This is a genomic window from bacterium (assembly GCA_035295165.1).
Classification (GTDB): Bacteria; Sysuimicrobiota; Sysuimicrobiia; order Sysuimicrobiales; family Segetimicrobiaceae; genus JAJPIA01.
The window spans coordinates 47,341-67,867 of record DATGJN010000117.1 but is presented as its reverse complement, the minus strand read 5'-3'; the positions used below and the strand labels follow the sequence as shown (position 1 = coordinate 67,867).

Below are 20,527 nucleotides of genomic sequence, written 5' to 3'. Positions count from 1 at the left end.
GAGGCGGCCGGCGAGATGTCCCGGACCATTGTACTCAACTGGATCGACTGGGTGACGCTGGCGATCGTGCTGGTGTCGGTCCTGCGGGGGTCCCGCTACGGGGTATGGGGCGGGCTCGCCGATCTTGTCGCCCTGGTGGCCGCGTTCTTTGCCGCGTCCGCACTCTACGCCGACGCCGCCCGGGGTGTGGTGCAGTTCCTGCCGATGGTCCCGCTCCCGTGGGGAGCCTTGGGCTGTTTTCTTCTGATCTGGCTCGTGTGTTATTGGCCGACCTCCTTGCTGCTCCGGCTGGCCTTGGGCGGGCTGCCGTTCCCCGCGTCCGGGCTGGTCGGCGCGCTGCTGGGCGCCGTGCGAGGTCTGGTACTCGTCGCCGCGCTGCTCGCCGTGAGTCTGGCCGCGCCGTTTCGAGCCGTCGTGTCGGCCGACGCGTCCCGTTCGATGGTTGCGCCGTACCTGCTCACCGGAGGCGCCCGCGTCACGACCATGCTGCTTCCGGTGCTTCCTGTGCGCGTGCCGCGGATCGGGCCCGGCGGCGCGACGTTCTAGGTGCCGACGTCCCACAACCTGGAGCTGGCCAGAGTCTTCTCCGAGATCGCCGACTTTCTGGAGATCAAGCAGGAGTCGACGTTCCGCATCAACGCCTACCGACGGGCCGCGCGTGCGCTCGAGAGCCTCGGCGAGGACGTCGCCACGATCGCGCAGCGCGGTGACCTGCGCAAGGTCGGAGGGATCGGGGCGAAGCTGGCGGAGAAGATCGAGGAATACCTCAAGACCGGCGCCGTCGGGTACCACCAAGAGCTGCAGCGCGAGCTTCCGCGGGGGCTGTCGGAGCTGATGACGATCCCGGAGGTCGGCCCCAAGACCGCGCGTCTCTTGTTCGATCACCTCGGGATCGCCGACATGGACGCGCTCGAGCGCGCCGCCCTCGCCGGGCAGATCCGCGAGCTTCCCCGGATGGGCGCGAAGACCGAAGCGAACATCCTCCGCGGTATCGAACGCCGGCGTCGCCAGGGGACCCGCCATCCGCTCGGCGCCGTGCTGCCGTATGCGCACGCGATCGAGGATGCGCTTCGTCGCGCGCCCGGCGTGGAGGCGCTCGCCCTCGCCGGCAGCCTCCGACGCATGCGCGACACGATCGCGGACATCGATCTCGTCGTGGCCACGCGGGCGCCCGAGGCGGTGATGGACACCTTCGTGGGCCTGCCGCAGGTCGGAGAGGTTCTCTCGCGCGGGCCGACGCGCAGCAGCGTGATCCTCGGCCGACTGGGCGTGCAGTGCGACGTCCGGGCCGTGGAGCCCGACGCGTACGGCGCCGCGCTGCAGTATTTCACCGGGAGCAAGGACCACAACGTGCAACTTCGCGAGATGGGCGTGCGCCGGGGGCTCAAGATCAACGAGTACGGCGTGTTCACCCTCGCAGACGATCGGCGGATCGCGGGGCGCACCGAGGAGGAAGTCTACGGCGCGGTCGGGCTGCCGTGGGTGCCTCCCGAGATCCGCGAGGGGCAGGGCGAGCTTGAACTCGCACAGCGCGGCGCCTTGCCCGCGCTCGTCGCCCTCGAGGACATCCGCGGGGACCTGCACATGCATACGACGTGGAGCGACGGGCAGGATGCTGTCGAGGCGATGGCGCGGGCCGCCAAGGCCCGCGGGTACGCCTACGTGTGCGTCACCGATCACTCTCAGTCGCTCAAGTTCGCTGGCGGTGTGACCGTGGACGCGCTGCGGGAGCACGTCCGGACCGTCGCGGAGGTCAGCGAGCGGGTAGGCATCCGCGTCCTGATCGGTGCCGAGGTGGACATTCTCGCTGACGGATCGCTCGACTACCCGGACGACGTGCTCGCCTCGCTCGACCTGGTGATCGGGTCGGTGCACTCCCGGATGCAGATGACGCGCGAGGCGTTGACCCGGCGCGTCGTGCGCGCGCTGGAGCACCCGCACCTCGACGTGCTCGGTCATCCCACCGGCCGACTCGTGGGCGAGCGCGAGCCGATGGACCTCGACATGGAGGCGGTGGTGGACGTGGCGCACCAGACCGGGACGGTGCTGGAGATCAACGCCTCCCCTGAACGCCTCGACCTGCGTGACACGCACGTGCGCCTCGCGCGGGACCGCGGCGTGCTGTTCGAGATCGGCAGCGACGCCCACCGCAAGGAGCATTTCGCGCAGATCGAATACGGCGTCGGCACCGCGCGACGGGGATGGGTGGAGCCGAAAGACGTGATCAACGCCTGGCCGCTCGCGACGCTGCTCGACTTCTTGCGCGGATGACACATCGGCGCCGGCCGTCGGTCACGGTGCCGCCGGACATGCCGCCGCGCGCGTTTCGCCGGCTGCCGCGTGCGTTCTTCGCCCGGAGTACGCTCGCGGTGGCGCGTGACCTCGTCGGCTGTTACCTGGTGCACCAGTCGGTGGAGGGGCGGACCGCCGGACGCCTGGTGGAGGTGGAGGCGTACCTGGGCCCCCGGGATCCGGCGAGCCACGCGTACCGGCGCACCTCGCGCAGCGAAGTGATGTGGAGCCGGCCGGGAACCGCGTACGTGTACTTCAGCTACGGCAACCACGCCTGCGTGAACGTCGTGACCGAGCCCGAGGGGCGCGCCGGAGCCGTGCTCATCCGTGCGCTCGAGCCCATCGCGGGCTTGGACCTCATGCGCCGTCGGCGTGGGGTCGGCGACGCGCGGTTGCTTGCGAGCGGTCCGGGGCGGCTCACGCAGGCGCTCGGCATCACGCTCGCGGACAACCGCGCGGACCTCGTCGCCGGGCCGCTGTATCTGGCTCGGGGCCCGCGCCCGCCGGCCGTGGTCCGCACGCCGCGCATCGGCATCTCGGTGGCAACGGACGCGCGGCGGCGGTTCGTCGAGCGCGGATCGCCCTTTCTCTCGCGGCCGGTGCGCTGACGCGGCGCGCCGGCCGGTGCCGGCGTCGGCCACGTTTGGCGGGCGCCGGGGGCGATCGCGCGCCCACCGTGGATCGTGCGGGCGTGTACCGGCAGGCGGGCGTCTCGGCGGATTCGGCGTCGGGAGCCGCACAGGCTAGCTACGCGTCCGGGTGGGCGTGCAGGTGGGTGGGGTCTTCTTCGCATCACCGGAGTGAGCCGATCCATGGGCGCACCGCTGGGATCCGTGCGAAAGGGCGTCTTTGGCGCGGGGCCCACATACGCGGCGCACTCCGGGGACATCCCCGGTCGAGTCCGTGGAGTAATATGGTAGCATGCAGCCCGTGCGGATGCTGCTCGTGTTCGTGGACGGCGTTGGGCTGGGAGACCGCGACCCCGCGGCCAACCCCTTTGTGCGCGCGCACACGCCGACGCTCCACGCGCTGCTCGACGGTCCACTCGCCGGACGCGAGCGGGTGCGGACCGAGCGCGCGACCCTCGTGCCGCTTGACGCGCGGCTCGGAGTCGCCGGCCTCCCCCAGAGCGCGACGGGACAGACGGCGCTGCTCACCGGCGAGAACGCCCCCGCGCTGCTCGGGCGCCACGTCACCGCATATCCAACGCCGTCGCTGCGGAGCTTGCTGGCGTCCCGAGGACTCCTGGTCCGGCTTCGGGCGGCCGACGTGCCGGCCGCCCTCGCCAACGCCTACACCGATGGGTACTTCGCCGCGGTGACCGCCCGGCGGCTACGTCACGCGGCGATCACGCTCAACGCGATGCAGGCCGGGGTGCGACTTCGCGATCTCGACGACTTGCGCGCCGGGCGCGCCGTCTACCATGATCTCACGAACACGTGGCTACGCCGCCAGGGGATCGACGTCCCCGCGGTGGCCCCCGAGGAAGCGGGGCGCCGGCTGGGCGCGATCGCGGGGCAGCACCAGTTCACGCTGTTCGAGTTCTTCGAAACGGATCTCGCGGGGCACGGTCGCACCGGCGATCCCGTCGAGGTCATCGAGCGGCTCGACCGCATGTTGGGCGCGGCGCTCGCGGCCGTCGATGCGCGGGAGACCCTCGTCTTGCTGACGAGCGACCACGGCAACCTCGAGGACGCGCGGACCCGCGCGCACACCCTCAACCCGGTGCCGGCGCTGCTGGTGGGGGCCGGGCGGGACGCGCTCGCCCCCCGACTGCGGGCGATCACCGACGTCGCGCCGGCCTGCCTCGATCTGTGGCGATCCGGAGCGCTGGCCCCGTGACGCCCCGCGCCCTCCGCGTGCTCGGGTTCCCCGCCGTGCTGGAACGCTTGGCCGGTCGGTGCGTCTCCACCGTCGGGCGGGAACGGGCGCTCGCGCTCACGCCGTCGCCGTGGGTCGAGGAGGTGGAGCGGCGCCAGCAGGAGACGTCCGAGGCGCGCGCGCTGCTCGAGCAGGCGGGCGGCCTGCCGGTGCGGGGCGCCCGCGACATCCGGGCGTCGACGCACCGCGCGCAGATCGGCGGCGTGCTCACGCCGCGGGAACTGCTCGACATTCGAGACACCCTTGGCGTCGCGCGCACGCTCAAGGGGTTTCTCGCGTCGCGGGAGGCCGACGTGCCGGTCCTCGCCGAGATCGCCGACGGTATCGAGGTGTTTTCCGAGCTGGAAGGGGAGATCGCGGGTGCCCTCAACGACGAGGGGATCGTCGTGGACGGCGCGAGCCCCGACCTGGCCCGCATTCGGCGGGAGCGGCGCGCCAGCGAGGCGCGCCTCCGCGAACGGATGGAGCAGGTCCTGCGGACGCCCGCGATGGCCCGGATGCTGCAGGATCCCCTGATCACCATTCGCGACGACCGGTTCGTGGTGCCGGTGCGGGCCGAGTTTCGCGAGCAGTTTCCCGGGGTGGCGCACGACCAATCCGCGAGCGGCATGACCGTGTTCATGGAGCCGTTGGCCGCGGTTCCCCTCGGCAACCGGCTCCGTGAGCTGGCGGCGGAGGAACGGGAAGAGGTGGCGCGGATCCTCGCCGCGCTGAGCGCCGCGGTTGGTGCGGCGGGCGACCGGATCGTGGAGACGCTCATGGCGCTCGGGGAGCTGGATGTCGCGGCGGCCAAAGCGCACGTTGGCGCGGAGATGGGGGCGGCGGCGCCGCGGCTCAACGCGGCCGGGTGCGTGGATCTGCGCGAGGCCCGTCACCCGTTGTTGACCGGGACCGTGGTCCCGATCGACATTCGGCTCGGCGACGCGTTCCGCACGTTGGTCATCACCGGTCCCAATACCGGCGGCAAGACGGTCACGCTTCGAACGCTCGGACTGCTGACGCTGATGGCCGAAGCCGGGCTGCATGTGCCTGCCGCCCCCGAGAGCGATGTCGCGGTGTTCCCCCACGTGTACGCGGACATCGGTGATGAGCAGAGCGTGGAGCAGAATCTCTCGACGTTTTCGTCGCACCTCACGGCGATCGTGGAGATCCTCGAGGCGTTGCGCGGCACGCCGCCTGGCCCCGCGCGGGCGCTTGTGCTGCTGGACGAGGTGGGCGCCGGCACCGATCCGGCGGAGGGGGCTGCGCTTGCGCGTGCGCTGATCGAGACGCTGCACGCGGTCGGGGCGTGCACCGCTGTGACCACCCACTACAACGAGCTCAAGTCGCTCGCGTTCACCCATCCCGGGGTCGAGAACGCCTCGGTGGAGTTCGACGACGCGACGCTCCGGCCGACGTACCGGCTGCTGATCGGGACGCCGGGGCGCAGCAACGCGCTCGCGATCGCCAACCGCTTGGGGCTCGCCTCGGAGATCATCGAGCGGGCTAAAGGGTACCTGTCGCCGCACGCGACCGATCTGACCCGCGTGATCCAACGTGTCGAAGAGGAGCGAGACGCGCTCTTCCGCGAGCGCGAAACGCTTGTGCGGGAACGGGCCGACCTCGCGCGCGCCGAGGCGCGGGCGCGCGAGGAGGCACAACGCCTCGCCGCCGACCGCCGGCGCGTGCTCGAGCGCTTCCAGGCCGAACTCGCGGGGCTGCAGCGGCGCGCGGAAGGGGAGCTTCAGGTACTCCTCGCCGCGTTGCGCTCGAAGCCGACGCCGGAAGCGACGGCGCAGGTGCGTGCCCATCTGCGGGAGCTGCGGCAGCTCTCGGAGCGCTACGCGGTCGAGACCCGGGTCCCCGTGTCCGGCGCGCCCCCGCAAGATCTCCGGGTGGGAGATACCGTGCTGGTGACGTCGCTTGGGCAGCGGGGGGTCGTGCAGGTGCTTCCCGATGCGCGCGGGGAGGTGGAGGTTCAGGTCGGCGCGCTCAAAGTGCGCGTGTCCTCCGACGAGCTGCGCCGTGTGGACGACGGCCGCGCCGAGCGGGAAGCGCCGAACGCTGCGGACGCGGCTCGTGAGGGCCCCGGGCAGGGTCCCCTCGCGAAGGCGCTCTCCGTCCCGGCGTCGATTCACCTGCGCGGCAAGCGGACGGAGGAGGCGTTGGCGGAGCTGGACAAGTACCTCGACGACGCGGTGCTCGCCGGGCTGCCGCGGGCGACGATCATCCACGGGAAGGGCACCGGGACGCTGCGGCGCGCGGTCCACGAGTACCTCGCCCACCATCCGGAGGTCGTGTCGTTTCGGGTCGGCGCGGATGGCGAGGGTGGGACGGGGGCGACGATCGTGGAGTTCGCGGAACAATGATCGGACACGGCGCGCCGGGACACCGGCACGGTCACGAACCCGAGCGCGGCGGCGAGACGGCGCGCTCGGCGCGGGCGCTCGGGCTCGCCCTCGGGGTCACGCTGTCGTTGTTGCTGGTCGAGGCGGTGGGGGGCTGGGTCACGGGTAGCCTCGCGTTGCTGGCGGACGCGGGACATCTGCTCGTGGACGTCGGCGCCCTTGGGCTCGGGGTCGTGGGAAGTTGGGTGGCATCGCGCCCGGCGACGTCGCAGATGTCGTACGGCTATCGACGGGCCGAGATCCTCGCCGCGGTCACGAACGGTGTGGCGCTGTGGGTGATCGCCGCGGCGATCATCTACGAGGCGGTCCGCCGTCTCGGGGCGCCGCACCCTGTGGTCGCGCCGGCGATGCTGGTCGTCGCGGTGGTCGGGCTGGCCGGGAACCTCGCCAGCACCGCGCTCCTCGCCCGGTCTGGGGGCGAGAACTTGAACGTCCGGGCGGCGCTCGTGCACGTTCTCGGGGACGCCGCCGCGGCCGTCGGGACGATCGCCGCGAGCCTCGTGATCCTCACGACCGGCTGGACCGCTGCGGATGCGTGGGTGAGCTTCGGGATCGCCGGCCTGCTGCTTGTGGGATCCTGGGCGCCGGTGCGGGACGCCGTGGCGATCCTCATGGAGGCGACGCCGCGCGGGATCTCGATGCCGGCGGTCGAAGCCGCCATGCGCGCGGTCCCCGGCGTGCTCGAGATCCACGACCTCCACGTCTGGTCGCTTACCGCTGGCGTTCCCGCCGTAAGCGCGCACGTGCGCATCGCCAACCCGGCCGAGGGACACCACATCCTCATGGCGTTGTGCACGACGCTGCACGAGCGGTTTGGGCTCAGTCATACCACGATCCAGCTCGAGACGGAGGCCGTCGAGGCGCCTTGGCACACCGACTGTGCCCCCGAGGTACGCCCCCGCGCGACGGGGGGCGTGCCGCGGTGAGTCGTCCGCATCCGATCGGCCCGGGTAGCCCCTCGCTCGGGCCAATGGTATAATCACCGCCGTGACGACCCCCCCGCACGAGCAACTCGCGCGCCTCCGCCGGGGCGCCGTCGAGATCATCAGCGAGGACGCGTTGCTTGAGAAGCTCGAAGAGCGCCGGCCCCTGCGCGTCAAACTGGGGCTGGATCCCACGGCGCCCGACATCCACATCGGCAACGCGATTGTGCTGCAGAAGCTTCGGCAGTTCCAGGATCTCGGGCACGAGGCGATCCTCGTCATCGGCGACTTCACCGGGCTGATCGGCGACCCGTCCGGCAAGTCCGAGACCCGTCCGGCGCTGTCTCCGGAGGAGATCCAGCAGAACGCCAAGACGTATCGCGACCAGTACAGCCTGATCCTCGACCCGGCCCGGACGCGGGTCGTGTTCAACAGCGAATGGCTTCGGCCGATGACGTTCTACGATGTCATCAAGCTGGCCAGCCGTGCCACCGTGCACCGATTGCTCGAGCGCGACGATTTCGAGAAGCGCTTCCGGGAACACCTGCCGATCCACCTGCACGAACTCCTGTACCCGCTCTGCCAGGCGTACGACTCCGTCGCGATCCAGGCCGATGTGGAGCTCGGCGGGACGGATCAGAAATTCAACAACCTGATGGGTCGCGAGCTGCAGCGTGAGGTGGGGCAGGCGCCTCAAGTCGTCGTGTTGACGCCGTTGCTGCCCGGGCTCGACGGCGTGCAGAAGATGAGCAAGAGCCTCGGCAACGCGATCGGGATCACCGAGCCGGCCAACGCGATGTACGGCAAGGTCATGTCGCTCGCGGACCACCTGATGATTCCCTACTTCGAGTACTGCACGCTGGTGCCGCTCGAGGAGATCCGCGTGATCGAGGCCGCGCTGCGGAACAACACGCTGCATCCGCGCGACGCGAAACAACGGCTCGCCCGGGCGATCACGGCCCGGTATCACGGAGAAGCCGCCGCCCAGGCGGCCGAGGAGGAGTTCGCGCGCGTGTTCCGGGGGCGCGAGCTTCCGGAGGAGATCCCGGAGGTGACGCTGAGCCGGGCGCAGCTGCAGAAGACCGGGAAGCTGGTCGGCACCGACGCGGTGCGCCTGGAACACCTGCTCGTGGAACTCGGCGCCCGCGTCCCCGATTTTCCCAAGTCGAACAGCGAGGCGCGGCGCCTGCGAGATCAGGACGGCGTGAGGATCGACGACCTGCCGATCTCCGCCCACCTCGGCCCTGGCAATCCGGGCGCCGTCGAAGCCAGGGGCAACGTGGTGTTTGTGCACCTCCCGGACGACGCCGCGCGGACGGCCGTCGGTCCCGCAAGCGGCCGCCGGATTCAGGTGGGGCGTCGCCGCTTCGTGCGGGTCTGGCTCGACGCGTGAACCCCCCGGTCTCTGCGGCCGGCGCTTCCCTTTCGGCAATCGACCCCGCGGAACGTCGGCCGGACGCCGCCGACCGGGGCCCGCGCGCGCCGTGGGAGGACGTGCACCTCCCGCTCGGCGCCTACCGGTGGGGGCTGGTCGGCTGTGCGCTCCTCGGCGCGCTGCTTCGGGTCGCCAACCTCGCTCGTCCCTTCAACCGGCTCATGGCGTGGAACGAGGGGCACTATGCCATGATCGCGCTCAACTTCGACCGGTACGGCTTGTGGTCCCAGCACAACGAACTCGGGGTGGACCGGACGTTCTCGCCGGGCGTGCCGTGGATGATCTGGGCATCGTTCAGGCTGTTCGGGCCGACCGAGTGGGCGGCCCGGCTGCCGATGGTGGTGAGCGGCGTCGTGGCGATCATCCTCGTCGGGGTCCTGGTCCGCCGGGTCATGCGGAGCGAACAGGTCGCGCTGATCGCCGCTGCGTGCGTGGCGGTCGCGCCCGGCGCCGTCTACTTCGCGCAGAACGCGCAGTTGGATACGCCCAGCATCTGTTGCGGTCTCGCCGGTGCCGTGCTGATGCTCCGGTACCGCGATGAGCGCCGCTCGGGAGATCTCGTCGGCGCGGGGCTGTGGCTGCTGGTCGCCATCTGGTTCAAGTTCACCGCCGCCCTGCTGGTCCCGGTCTACCTGCTGTTCTGGTGGCCCGCGCGTCCCGCGCGGCCGGCGGCGGCGTTCGGCGTCGCCGCGGCATTCGTTGGGCTCACCGCGCTGCCGAGTGTGGCGTGGATGGCCGCAAACTGGCTGGCACACGACCCGGGCGGTGAGTTCTTCCACCGGGACTGGACGATCGGCGGGGTTGCCAAGGCGGTCACCGAGATTCCGCTCGCGGTCGAGGCGCATCTGTTCGTCCCGCTGTTTCTGTGCCTACTCGCCGGGATTGGCATCGCCGTGCGATGGCGCTCCCGGTTGGGATGGCTGTGGGTGTGGTGCGCGCCGTGGCTGCTCCAGTACGTAATCGCACCGTGGGACAGCCTCGCCAACCGGTACTACGATCTGCCAGCCCTCTACGTCCTCGTGGTGCTGCCGGCGCTCGTGCTCTGGCGCGCGCGGCTCGTGCGGTCACCGGGGCGGTCCTGGATCCCCCGGTCGGCGTGGGTGCCGCTCGCCGTCGTGCTCGGGCTCACGCTGGCGTACGATCTCTGGGATCCGATGGGCGATCGGATCGCTCGCGCCACGATGCCGCACGCCCCGGCGATCGACCCGGCGCCGTTCTACTCGGCCCGGATCGCGGCCCGACTCCCCGAAGGGCGGACGATCGTGGACACTCCGCAGACGATGTTCTACGCGGGCGGGGACCCGCGGTGGATCGACTACACCGGCGGCGACGTGCGTTGGAAGATTGACGGCGAGCACTACGACTACATTGTGATGAACGACTACGGCCACGGTCAGGAGCCGTACTACGTCATCGACGATGCGACGCGCGCGGACCTGGCCGCGCACGGGTACGTCCAGATCGGACCGGCCGTGTGGGCGCACGTGCGGACGCGCATCGCCGATCTCGGCGGCTACCGCGATCCCAACGTGCCCGATTGGGCGCCGCGGCCCGCGTGGCCCTCGCCTTCACTCCGGGCACGGTGGTAACGGCGCCGCCTCGCACGACGGTTGACGCTCTGTCGACCCCTCCATATACTATGGGAGCGGCGGGCCCTTAGCTCAGGTGGTTAGAGCGCACCCCTGATAAGGGTGAGGTCCGTGGTTCGAGTCCACGAGGGCCCACCATCTTGGTAGCGTGCACTACATACACTGCGGCTCCCATTCCCGGTACCACGGGAACCGTGAACGCGGCCACCGCGCCGACCACGTGAGGGACACTGAACACGGCGTGGCACAGCGTGGCGACAAGCGGTGCACATCCGATCATCCAAACCGGCCACACCAGCATGAGTAGACCGACTCTTCCCGCTGTCGCGAGCGTATGTCGCATGTCGTCGCCCTCCAATCGTCCTGGCGCGTTCGATCGTAGCGGGCGACGGTATCGACAACAATGAACCCGTTCACCACGCCATCGTGACGTGGATCACATGGAGGGCTGCGCGGTCCGGCGCAGGGCCGCGACCGGCGGGATCGCTTGGAGATCGCTCGCGACATCCCGCGTCACCGCTCGATACCGTTCCTAGTTCTGTGGACAACTGAGACAAGTGCAGGTGTCCACGACGTCAGCCGAACAGTGCTGCTGACGGTTCGCGTGCCGGGATCCCACCGGCAGCGGGCGAACTGATCACACACCGGGCCGGGTGTGCTGCCGGCGAGGATCGGGCCGCGTGAGGAATCGGGGAAAGCACGTGTGGTCGTTCTCGCGCCAGGTCGCACGGCGGGAAGCGGCGCTTACAGCGCGCGGTGCGGCCGGGCCCCGAACCCCTCGTTACGGGAAGGGTACGGTCCTCGGGTGTGCGAAAGATGGGCACGAGTTCGAAGAGGGGATCCGTTGATGAAGCTCGTGGCGATCGTATGCGCCGCAATGCTGTTTGCCGAAGTAGGAATCGGCGTCGCGCAGCAATCTGCACCGGCGGGCTTCCTCATCTTTCCCGGCCAGAGCATCGGTCCGCTCCACATCGGGATGGCCATCGCCGACGCGATCAAGGTGATGGGGATGCCCAAGAGTACCGAACCGTCCGGGCAGGGCGGGGTCGTCGTATTTCGATGGTACGACGCGAATCCGAGTGCGACCGCGCCGCAAGCCGGCGGACTGTATGTCGCCGCAGATTTCTCGGGCCAGATCCTCCGAGTGACCGCACACAATGATCCGCGGAGTGTCACGCCGAACGGGGTGCACGACGGCATGACGGAACCCCAAGTCAAAGCCGCCATGGGTGCGCCCACGAGCATCGAACCGATTGGCAAGACCGCCCACGATCTCGTCTACGCATCCGGGATCCGCTTCACGGTCGTGGACGACGCAAACATCGAGGGGTACCGGACCGTCACCGAAATCACCGTGTTCGCCCCGTAACCGTCAAATCGCGTAGCCGGCGCGCTGCGGCACCCCTCCTCAGACCGTAGCCTGGCCGCCGCGTTCTCGGTTCGACCCCATGGTGGGATGCGAGGAGAGCGTCAGGCCGTCGGTCGCAAACACCGGGGATCGATGCGGTCTGCTGCCGCCCGTGCGAATCTGCCCGCACCGCAGGTGGGTCGAGCGCACCCTGGACACGGGACACGGACGTATCGATCTGTTCGACGGAGGATCCGCGACAGTCGACGGGAAGTTTTCCCGCGAGCCGAACGCGCTCGGCCCAAGAAAGTGCATCCACGGGAGGTGTGAGATGCCTAAGTACCTCATCGAAGCGGCATACACATCACGAGGCGCCACCGGGATCGTGTCGGGCGGAGCCACCGCGCGCCGGAAGGCCGTGCACGAAATGATGCAAGGCCTCGGTGGATCCGTCGAGGCGTTGTACTATGGGATCGGCGGCGTGGAGGCCTACGTGATCGTGGATGCACCCGACAACGTGAGCATGGCGGCGGTGTCCTTGGCGGTTAGCAGTGCCGGCGGGGCCACCCTGCGGACCATCCCGCTCCTGACCGTGGACGAGATGGATGAGGCCGCCAAGAAAGTGGTCGTGTATCGCGCTCCCGGCGAATAGGAGACACTCGGCTCGGCCGCTCGCTTGCGTCTCCTGGGCGCCCGGTTACTTTGACAGCGTGAGCACCGCGGCACTTGCGCCGGGGAGGTCGAGTCGCGCCACCCCACCGGCGAACGCCACCGGTTCCGGCGGGTCCATGGTCAACGTCCCGTCTGCGGCCACGACGCTGCCGCCGAGGGTCACGCCTTCCGTGGCGTCGAGCGACGGACCGAGCAGGCGGATGAGGGACCCCGAACTGTCGGCGGCCGCGTCGATGACGCGGATCCGGACCGTCGCCACCTGGACGCCGAAGTTGACGACGGTGATCCGGGTCAGGCCGTCGGCGCCCCGGGTGGCGTACGCGGTCACGCGCGCGTTCGGGGCGACTTTCGTCGGGATGAACCGGCCCTGCGCGGCCACATGGAACAGCAGCAGCGCGTAATAGTTGGGCTGGACGTGGAACCGGTCCGCCTGTGCATCGGCGCGCGTCGGCGCACAGATCGGTGTATAGCCGCCGCACCGGTCGAGCGTCGCGTGCAGGTTGATGCCGATCACGCCGAGCTGGGCGATGCGGAACATGTAGTCCACCGTCCACAGGGCGCCGGCGACTGTGTCGCTGACGCCGTGCTTGCCCCCGCCGAATACGGAGTTGGTCTCGGTCAGACGGAGCGACTGGCCGACCTCCGTGACGGTCCGCACCCACCCCCCGATTTCCTCGACCTCCCGCGCCCGGAGCGCGGGCGAGACCAGATTGGAAATGCTCGCGTACGCGGGCGAATGGAGATCGGTGATCGGTGCCCCCAACGGGTAGTGATGCGATGTGGCGAACTCGATCTCGTTGTGTTCTGCCTCGGCGAGCTGCCGCAGGATCTCGACGCCGCCCGCCGTGCCGGCGATGCTCGGGCCGACCACCCGCGCGTTCGGCACGCGGCGCCGCACCGCCCGGAGGTACTCCTGCCACTCACGCAGGTACTCCGGCACGCCGTACGAGGATGGACGCAGGGCCCCGGCGTAGGTGCGGACGTACAGGTCGGGCTCGTTGCCGAACTCAAAGGCGTCCAGCGACCCGGCCCCGAGGAGCGTGGCCGTCGCCGCTTCGTCGGCCGCGGCCTCGGGATCGTAGTGGCCGAGGTCCAGGCCGAGCAACACCTTCCAGCCGGTTTGCCGAGTGAAGTCAAACATGCGCTGCAGATCGGCCGGGGTCACGGTCGACGTGGCGCCCTCAAAGACGCCGGCGGGTGTCCAGGCCGACTGGTCGAGCGTGTTGCCGCCAAATCGGGCGACGCCCGTGCCGAGATTGGCGAACAGTCGAATCAGTACCGGGCGATCCGCGGCGAACTCGTCATCGTCCAGGGCGGTCGTCTCGAAGCTCAAGCCGAGGAACTCGTCTGGCACCTCCGCGCCGAGCGGGATCCCGCTCACGAGCACCGAGATGTCGCCCCGTCCGCCGGCCTCCGACGGATCGCCCGTCGCGGGCGATGGGCTGCCGCTGAGACACACCACAAACACCACGGCGATCGCGGCCGCCAGGTATCGAAGCCTTCCGCTCGCACACATTGCGTTTCGCCCCCCGGTGGCCGGCCCGCCGCTCCGCCGGGGCCGGATCTGTTTCCGCGTGATCGGGTGGATCGCCGATCCAGATCGTACCATGCCGTCGGCCGGAACGGCACGGGCGGCGACAGGAAGTGTGGCGCCCGACAGGGTAACGGAACGCAGCGCGGGTTGCATCCCGGCCGCGTGAACGGGTGGCGACGAGGCGCGCGTGTGGATGTCACGCCTGGGGAGGACGTGAGTGCCGCGTCTGAGTGCTGACGCACCGGATCGTCACGCCGCGCGCCGCGACGTGAGCCGCGCGAAGCGTCGCGGAATGCAGGTGTCCGGCCGCTCGGTCCGCGTGCTTGCGCGGCTCACCGGCCGTCGCCGGCCGTCCAAGAACGCGCGCCCGGCCCGTAAGTGAGATCCGCGCCGCTACGTCGAGCCGAGCGCTCGTCCGGCCCCGCTAGTGAAAATCCCGGCTTCGGAGCATGGGCGGGCGGTGGTGGACCGACGGCGTCCACAGCGTCCGGGCGACAATGTGGACGACCTCGTGTTCTCGCTGGATCGTTCCCGAGACGCCGAGGAACACGGCGGTTTTAGCCAACGTCACGAACCGCTCGAAGACGCGTTCCCAGACGACGAGATTGACGAAGCCGGTCTCGTCCTCGAGCGTCATGAAGGTCACGCCCGACGCAGTACCGGGCGTCTGCCGGCAGATGACGAGCCCCGCGTACCGGACGGCGCGGCCGTTGGGGAGTGTGCCGACAGTGCGCGCGTCAGGTAGGCCTGCAGACCGAAGGTCTTCCCGGAGTGCTTCCAGAGGGTGTCCTCGGGTGCTGTGGGCGGCGACTCGATAGTCCCAGGCGATCTGCTCGCGGAGGCTCAGGGGGGTGAGCGCCGGCGCAGGTTCGGGCACGCTGATCGGCAGCGCGATTTCTCGCCGGCGCGCCAGGCCGTGCACCTCCCACAACGCCGCTCGACGGTTGTCGTCGAAGCGCTCGAATGCCCCCGCCTCCGCGAGGGCGGCGAGCGCACCCCGGTCGAGCCCGGCCCGCCGCACGCAGTCGTCGAGCGATGCGAACGGCGCCTCGTCGCGGACGCGTACCAGGCGCGTGCCGGCATCCTCGCCGAGCCCGTGGACGTAGCGCAGCCCCATGCGCACGGCCATTCCGCCGGCGCGCGCGCACGGTTCGAGCGTGCAGTCCCACGCACTCTGCCGGACGTCCACCGGCCGGACGACGATATCGTGGCGTTTGGCGTCCTCGACGATCGTGGCCGCGCTGTAGAAGCCCATCGGCTGCGCGTTGAGGAGCGCGCACGTAAACTCCGCGGGGAAGTGGCACTTGAGATACGCGGTCGCGTAGGCGATCAGGGCGAAGCTGGCGGCGTGCGAGTTGTGGATCACGAGATCGTTGGCGAGGAAGTTGTGGTCGCCTTCCACGTGCAGGTCGTACGTGTCCCGCATACCGAGCGGCTGGATCATCGTGACGCGGTCCCAATAAACGTCGGCAGTGGCGAGTTGGGGACGATCCGAGGATCGACGCTCGCGCCCAGCGCGGGCCACAGACCAGCGCAGTACATCACCGGGTTGCGCCTCGTGCAGACGCAAGCTGGTGGGGGGAGTGCGTTGCTGCCGGGCGTCGGGGCGTCGAGCGACCTCGCGGTCGACGATTTCTCTCACGCCCACCGGGACGACCTCGCGTGACGTCATCCCGTCCTGATGGATTCCATTGGTGGGCTTTGGAGCTGTGGCCCTGCGCGCGGCGGCGATGCGATCTCCCGGCCGCAGGGCACCGAGCGGAACCCATCCCTCCGGGGTCAGGATCGGATGCTCAATCGTGGCGGCGACGGATCGTCCGAGCGCCGTGACCACTCGAAAGACCGGTCGGGGCCCGCTCGATGTCACCCCTGTCACGCGGCGTTTGCGAAGACGGAGATTCGCGTCGCACGCGAGCGTGGTCCGCAACCGCACGCGTCCGTGCGCCACGTCTTTGATCATGACCCAGCGGCCCGTCGAGGCATCAAGGACCCAGGTCTCACCCACGCAACACTGCGGGAAGCCGTATTCCCCAAACCCGCAGATCTGCTTGAACACCCGCTCGGCGAACTCGGGCGCGATTCCCTTGGCCTGCATGCGCGAGATTAGCCGGTCGCGGTGGCGCTCGATGCGGCCGGTGCGGCGCCAGGCCGCCATGTCGCGACGCAGTTGGTCGGCCTCGCCCGGCGTGTAGTCTGCGGCGACGACCGCGAGCCGCATCACCTGTTCCTGAAAGAGGGGAACGCCGAGGGTCCCTTCGAGGACCGGGATGAGCGACGGATGAGGATACTCGACCTTCTCCTCGCCGTTCCGGCGGCGCAGATAGGGATGCACCATCCCTCCCGTGATCGGGCCCGGGCGCACGATGCTGATCTCGACGACCAGATCATGGAAGCTGCGCGGCCGCAGGCGCGGGAGCATCGCCATCTGGGCGCGGCTTTCGATCTGGAACACGCCGACCGTGTCGGCGCGGGATGCCATCGCAAACGTCGCCTGATCGTCCGCCGGGATCGTCGCCATGGAGTGCGCGACGCCCCGGTGGCCCCGGAGCAACTGGAACGCCAGGTCGAGATGTGTGAGCGCGCCGAGCCCAAGCAAATCCACCTTGAACAGCCCAAGGGTTTCGAGATCGTCCTTGTCCCATTGGATGACCGTCCGGTCGTCCATCGTGGCGTTCTCGATCGGGACGATCTCGTCCACCGGGTGATCGCCCAGCAAGAACCCACCGGGGTGGATCGACAGGTGGCGGGGGAGTCCCACCAGCTCGTTCGTGAGGCGCAGTAGGTGCCGGTGCGCCGGGGTCTCCGGATCCAGCCCCGCCGCCTGCAGCGTCTCCGGGGGGACCGCGCCGCCGTAGTCAAGGAGCCGGGCCAGGCGGTCGAGCCCGGTCTCCGGAATCCCCAGCGCCTTGCCGACGTCCCGCACGGCCGACCGCGGGCGGTAGCGGATGACGTTCGCGACCATCGCCGCGTGCGTGCGTCCGTATCGCGTGTAGACGAACTGGATGACCTCCTCGCGGCGATTGTGCTGGATGTCCAGATCTACGTCGGGCGGCTCGGCGCGCTCCCGGGAGAGGAAGCGCTCGAACAGCAGGTTCATCCGCACCGGATCCACCGCGGTGATCCCCAGACAGTAGCAGACGGCGGAGTTGGCGGCGGAGCCGCGTCCCTGACAGAGGATTCCTTCCCGGCGGCAAAACTGGACGATCTCCCACATCGTCAGGAAGTACCCTCCGTAGTCCAGCTCGGCGATCAGCGTCAGTTCCTTTTCGAGCTGCTGCGCGACGTCGGTCGGGACCGTGTCTGGATAGCGCTCCCGGGCGCCCTCGAACACGAGTCGGCGGAGCCAGGCTTCGGGGGTCGTGCCCACGGGGACCCGTTCCTCCGGATAGCGATAGCGGAGTTGATCGAGCGAGAAGACGCACCGTGCGGCGATCTCCTCGGTGCGGGCCACGGCGTCCGGATCGTCCTGGAACAGTGTTGCGAACGCGTACGGCGAGAGCACGGCGTGCTCGGCGTTGGGCTTAATCAGCCGCCCGGCGTCCGCGAGTTGGGTCCCGTGCCTGAGGCAGGTGAGGACATCCTGCAGCGGCCGGCGGGCGGGCGTGTGATAGAGGACCTCGACCGCGGCCGCGACGGGGAGGGCGTAGCGGGCGGCACGGTTGCGTACCCGCGCCTCCTGGCGAGGGTCGGTGCTCTGGCGGTGGCGGGTGACGAGTGCGTACACCGCGTCGCCGAACGCGTCCCGCACCGATCCGGCGACCGCGTCCGGGACGGACTCGCCAGCGAGCAGGCTCCGATCTCCGCCCCACAACGCGATGAGGCCGCGCGCATGCGCGCAGACCTCGGCCCAGGTGACGGTGCTGATGCCTTTGGGCGACCGGCGCCGCCCCAGCGTGAGCAGCCGGCAGAGGTTCGCGTAGCCGGTGCGGTCCTGCGCGAGGAGGACGGCCATCGAGCCGTCGGTGAGGGTGACCTCCGCGCCGGAGATCAGGCGGCATCCCGTCTCGCGTGCCGTCACGTGCGCGCGCACCACCCCGTACACGCCGTCGCGGTCCGTCAGCGCGATAGCCCGCAGGCCGAGGCGGTGCGCCTCGTCCACCAACTCCTCGGGGTGTGATGCGCCCTCCAAAAATGAGAACGCGCTCTTGCACCACAGCGGCGTGTACACGAGGTCACTCCACCTGGCCGTGCAGGAACCACCGCCGCCGCCGCCGATCGTGGTATACCCACAAGAGGTCGCCGCGCCTGGTCTGCGCAAAGTGGTAGGCGCGGTCCACCTCGCGGACCCACCAGCCGCCGGAGACGACGTAGGGACCGAGCAGGTCGTCCACCGCACCGTACGCCGTCCCGAGAATCAGCCATCCGTCGTGTTGCCGCGTCGTGGCCGTCGCGACCGGCACCGGATGCGTCCAGATGCGCCGGACGAGCGTCCGCTGCGGCACAAGGGTGGGGCGGGGGAGCGTGAGCGCGGCCACCGGCTCCCACGTGACGTGGGACTCGGGGAGGTGGCCGTCTCGAAGCCGCGCGCGGACCACCGCTTGCTCGCCGAGCTCGGCCCGGAGGCGGGCCAGCGCACGGTTGCCGGCGGCGAGATCGCGGTGCGGATGGACGCCAAAGAACCGGAGCTGCTCGTGGGTCGCGAGGACTGCCTCGGCCGTGAGTTCGATGTCGACGATCCCGGCTGCGGCCCGCTGCGCTTCCGCGGGCGCCTGGGAGAGCCGGACGGTCTCCAGGCGCAGTCGGACCAAATCCAGCACTTGAACGGAATCGAGCGTCGGGGCGGCCGGCCGGACATGGTCCGCCTGCCATCCGTGCCGGTCGAACTTGAGCCGGATCCCGAGCGCGGCGAGCGCCGCTCCCCGGGCGGCCAGGGTGGCCAGCATCGGGTCGAGCATCTGCTTGAACACGAAGAGGCATCGGGACAGATCGGTTTCCGGTGTGTCGAGTGTGCGCCGAGCGCGTACGGGGAGGGGCTCGGCGGACGGCCGCAACGCCGTCGACCGCGCACCGACCGCCTGATGCAACCGGTACGGCTCGACGCCGAACCGCTCGAGGAGTCCGGCCTCCGGCAACCGCACTAGGGCGCGCACGGTCGTCACGTCGAGCTTGGCGAGCGTATCCCGCAGCTCCGGGGCGAGCGCGAGACGGGCGAGCGGGACGTCCATCGCCGCCGTTCGTTCGTCGGCGGGATCGTGAAAGATCCGCGTGCCCTGGGAAATCTGCGCGACGGCGTAGGTGCCGAAGCGGGTGAACCCAATTACCACGGTCGCCTGCATCCCGGTCTCCTGGAGATCCGCGCGGATCGCATCGGCCCAGCGCTCCGGCGAGGGATAGAGGTGTTCGAGTCCGGTCAGGCCGACCCAGCACATCCCGGGTTCGTCCGCCGGTTCGATGTCCGGCGTGAACTTCCGGAGCCTGGCGATCAGGCGATCCTGTTCTTGCGCGATGTGGACGGGAGAGACACATCCCGTGTTGAGGGTTGGAGAAAGCGCTAGTGCGGCGGCAAACCGCATGCCGGGACGCACTCCTGCCCGGCGGGCGTGGTCGTTGACCCAGACAACCGGGCTCTGCGGTCGATCTTCCTCGAGGACGGCGGCGGGCGTCCCGCGCCACTCGGGGTGATCGCGGAGGAGGATCTGCATCGGAAACTCCGGGACGTTAACGCAGGCCAGCCGGTCCACGGCAGACTTCCTCGAACGTCCAGGGACCCCGACGCTTGTCCTTGACGATGCGCAGGGCGCACGTGAACGCGTCTGGTTCAAGACGCACGCGCGTCGTCGTGCCGTGCAACGCGATCAGCGATCCCAGCGATGCGGCGTCGGTGGATTTCTGCGTCACGAAGACGATCGCCGTGTGATGCTGTTGGGCCAGTCCCGCGAGCCGGGCGAGCGCGTGGGGCGGCAGCGTGTGGGATCCATGCAGATCCAGGATCAGCAGGCCGAAGGCCCCCGATCGCGTGAGCCGGTCGGCGCTGCGCGCCGCGGCGATCGCGTCGGGGATGCGCACCACCACCAGGGAGGCGAGATCCACGCCGCTCTCCGCGACGTCTGGGGGGAAGAAGGTCCGATCCACAGGAGTGATCCAGGCGGCGATCTCTCCTTGCTGTTGAGCGTCTAGCACCAACCGCGTTGCCATGGTGAGACCGGCCGTGGCTCCGAGCCCCGAGAACTCGCTCAACTGACCGGCCAGCGCGGCGAGCGTCGGCGCGCCGGGCGCGGCCGGCACGCTCGTGACTGGACGCCACGAGAGTCGGTTCAGCACATCACGCGCGGGGGTCGGCATAGTAGACGCACCGTCAGCATATATCGTACATATGTTCGGTATATAATTGCAAGTGGTTTTTGTGTTTTGAGGACGTCGCTCTAATAGACCAGCAATCCCATCCAGATTCCCAATGATTCAGAGAGGACTATTCCGGCTCAAAATTGAAAACCCGCGATCAAACCGTATCTAAACATATCTGCAC

Annotated in this window: 14 protein-coding genes and 1 tRNA gene; 11 read left to right on the top strand and 4 right to left on the bottom strand. The window is 69.7% G+C overall.

Annotation, left to right across the window (positions count from 1 at the left end; translation table 11 throughout):
• The first annotated feature begins 15 nt into the window (after positions 1-15).
• The 11 genes from VKZ50_21460 (at position 16) to VKZ50_21410 (ending at position 12,507) form a co-directional block, all read left to right on the top strand.
• Positions 16-546 carry a CvpA family protein gene (locus tag VKZ50_21460; GenBank protein HLJ62297.1) on the top strand — a complete coding sequence of 177 codons (531 nt, stop codon included), beginning with the start codon at positions 16-18 and terminating at the stop codon, positions 544-546.
• Positions 547-2,271, top strand: coding sequence for a DNA polymerase/3'-5' exonuclease PolX (polX, locus tag VKZ50_21455; protein HLJ62296.1), 1,725 nt, complete (start codon positions 547-549; stop codon positions 2,269-2,271).
• Positions 2,268-2,900 carry a DNA-3-methyladenine glycosylase gene (locus VKZ50_21450; protein ID HLJ62295.1) on the top strand — a complete coding sequence of 211 codons (633 nt, stop codon included), beginning with the start codon at positions 2,268-2,270 and terminating at the stop codon, positions 2,898-2,900. The genes polX and VKZ50_21450 overlap by 4 nt, the downstream gene beginning before the upstream one ends.
• Before the next feature lie 313 nt (positions 2,901-3,213).
• Complete coding sequence (locus VKZ50_21445) at positions 3,214-4,134, top strand: alkaline phosphatase family protein (protein ID HLJ62294.1); 921 nt, start codon at positions 3,214-3,216, stop codon at positions 4,132-4,134.
• Positions 4,131-6,521 (top strand): endonuclease MutS2, encoded by a 2,391-nt coding sequence (locus VKZ50_21440; protein ID HLJ62293.1) that lies wholly within the window; start codon positions 4,131-4,133, stop codon positions 6,519-6,521. The genes VKZ50_21445 and VKZ50_21440 overlap by 4 nt, the downstream gene beginning before the upstream one ends.
• Complete coding sequence (locus VKZ50_21435; GenBank protein ID HLJ62292.1) at positions 6,518-7,486, top strand: cation diffusion facilitator family transporter; 969 nt, start codon at positions 6,518-6,520, stop codon at positions 7,484-7,486. Before VKZ50_21440 ends, VKZ50_21435 begins: the two co-directional genes overlap by 4 nt.
• A gap of 61 nt (positions 7,487-7,547) precedes the next feature.
• Positions 7,548-8,876, top strand: a complete 1,329-nt coding sequence (gene tyrS, locus VKZ50_21430) for a tyrosine--tRNA ligase (GenBank protein ID HLJ62291.1) — start codon at positions 7,548-7,550, stop codon at positions 8,874-8,876.
• A gap of 101 nt (positions 8,877-8,977) precedes the next feature.
• On the top strand, positions 8,978-10,507 hold the full coding sequence (locus VKZ50_21425) for a glycosyltransferase family 39 protein (protein HLJ62290.1): 1,530 nt from the start codon (positions 8,978-8,980) through the stop codon (positions 10,505-10,507).
• Between the two features lie 61 nt (positions 10,508-10,568).
• A tRNA-Ile gene (locus tag VKZ50_21420) sits at positions 10,569-10,645 on the top strand.
• Between the two features lie 709 nt (positions 10,646-11,354).
• Entirely contained in the window at positions 11,355-11,876 is a 522-nt protein-coding gene (locus VKZ50_21415) for a hypothetical protein (protein HLJ62289.1), read from the top strand.
• A gap of 310 nt (positions 11,877-12,186) precedes the next feature.
• Positions 12,187-12,507, top strand: a complete 321-nt coding sequence (locus VKZ50_21410; GenBank protein HLJ62288.1) for a GYD domain-containing protein — start codon at positions 12,187-12,189, stop codon at positions 12,505-12,507.
• Between the two features lie 45 nt (positions 12,508-12,552).
• On the opposite strand, the gene VKZ50_21405 is transcribed toward VKZ50_21410, so the two are convergent.
• The 4 genes from VKZ50_21405 to VKZ50_21390 form a co-directional block, all read right to left on the bottom strand.
• Positions 12,553-14,043: a glycosyl hydrolase family 79 C-terminal domain-containing protein gene (locus tag VKZ50_21405; GenBank protein ID HLJ62287.1), complete on the bottom strand. Its 1,491-nt coding sequence runs from the start codon at positions 14,041-14,043 to the stop codon at positions 12,553-12,555.
• A 442-nt stretch (positions 14,044-14,485) separates the two neighbouring features.
• Positions 14,486-18,229, bottom strand: a complete 3,744-nt coding sequence (locus VKZ50_21400; protein ID HLJ62286.1) for an error-prone DNA polymerase — start codon at positions 18,227-18,229, stop codon at positions 14,486-14,488.
• A 4-nt stretch (positions 18,230-18,233) separates the two neighbouring features.
• The gene (locus tag VKZ50_21395; protein HLJ62285.1) at positions 18,234-19,742 is read right to left on the bottom strand and encodes a DNA polymerase Y family protein; all 1,509 of its coding nucleotides are present in this window, start codon (positions 19,740-19,742) and stop codon (positions 18,234-18,236) included.
• A complete protein-coding gene (locus VKZ50_21390; protein ID HLJ62284.1) occupies positions 19,720-20,343 on the bottom strand; it encodes a recombinase A in 624 nt (207 codons plus the stop codon). The genes VKZ50_21395 and VKZ50_21390 overlap by 23 nt, the downstream gene beginning before the upstream one ends.
• Positions 20,344-20,527: the final 184 nt, after the last annotated feature.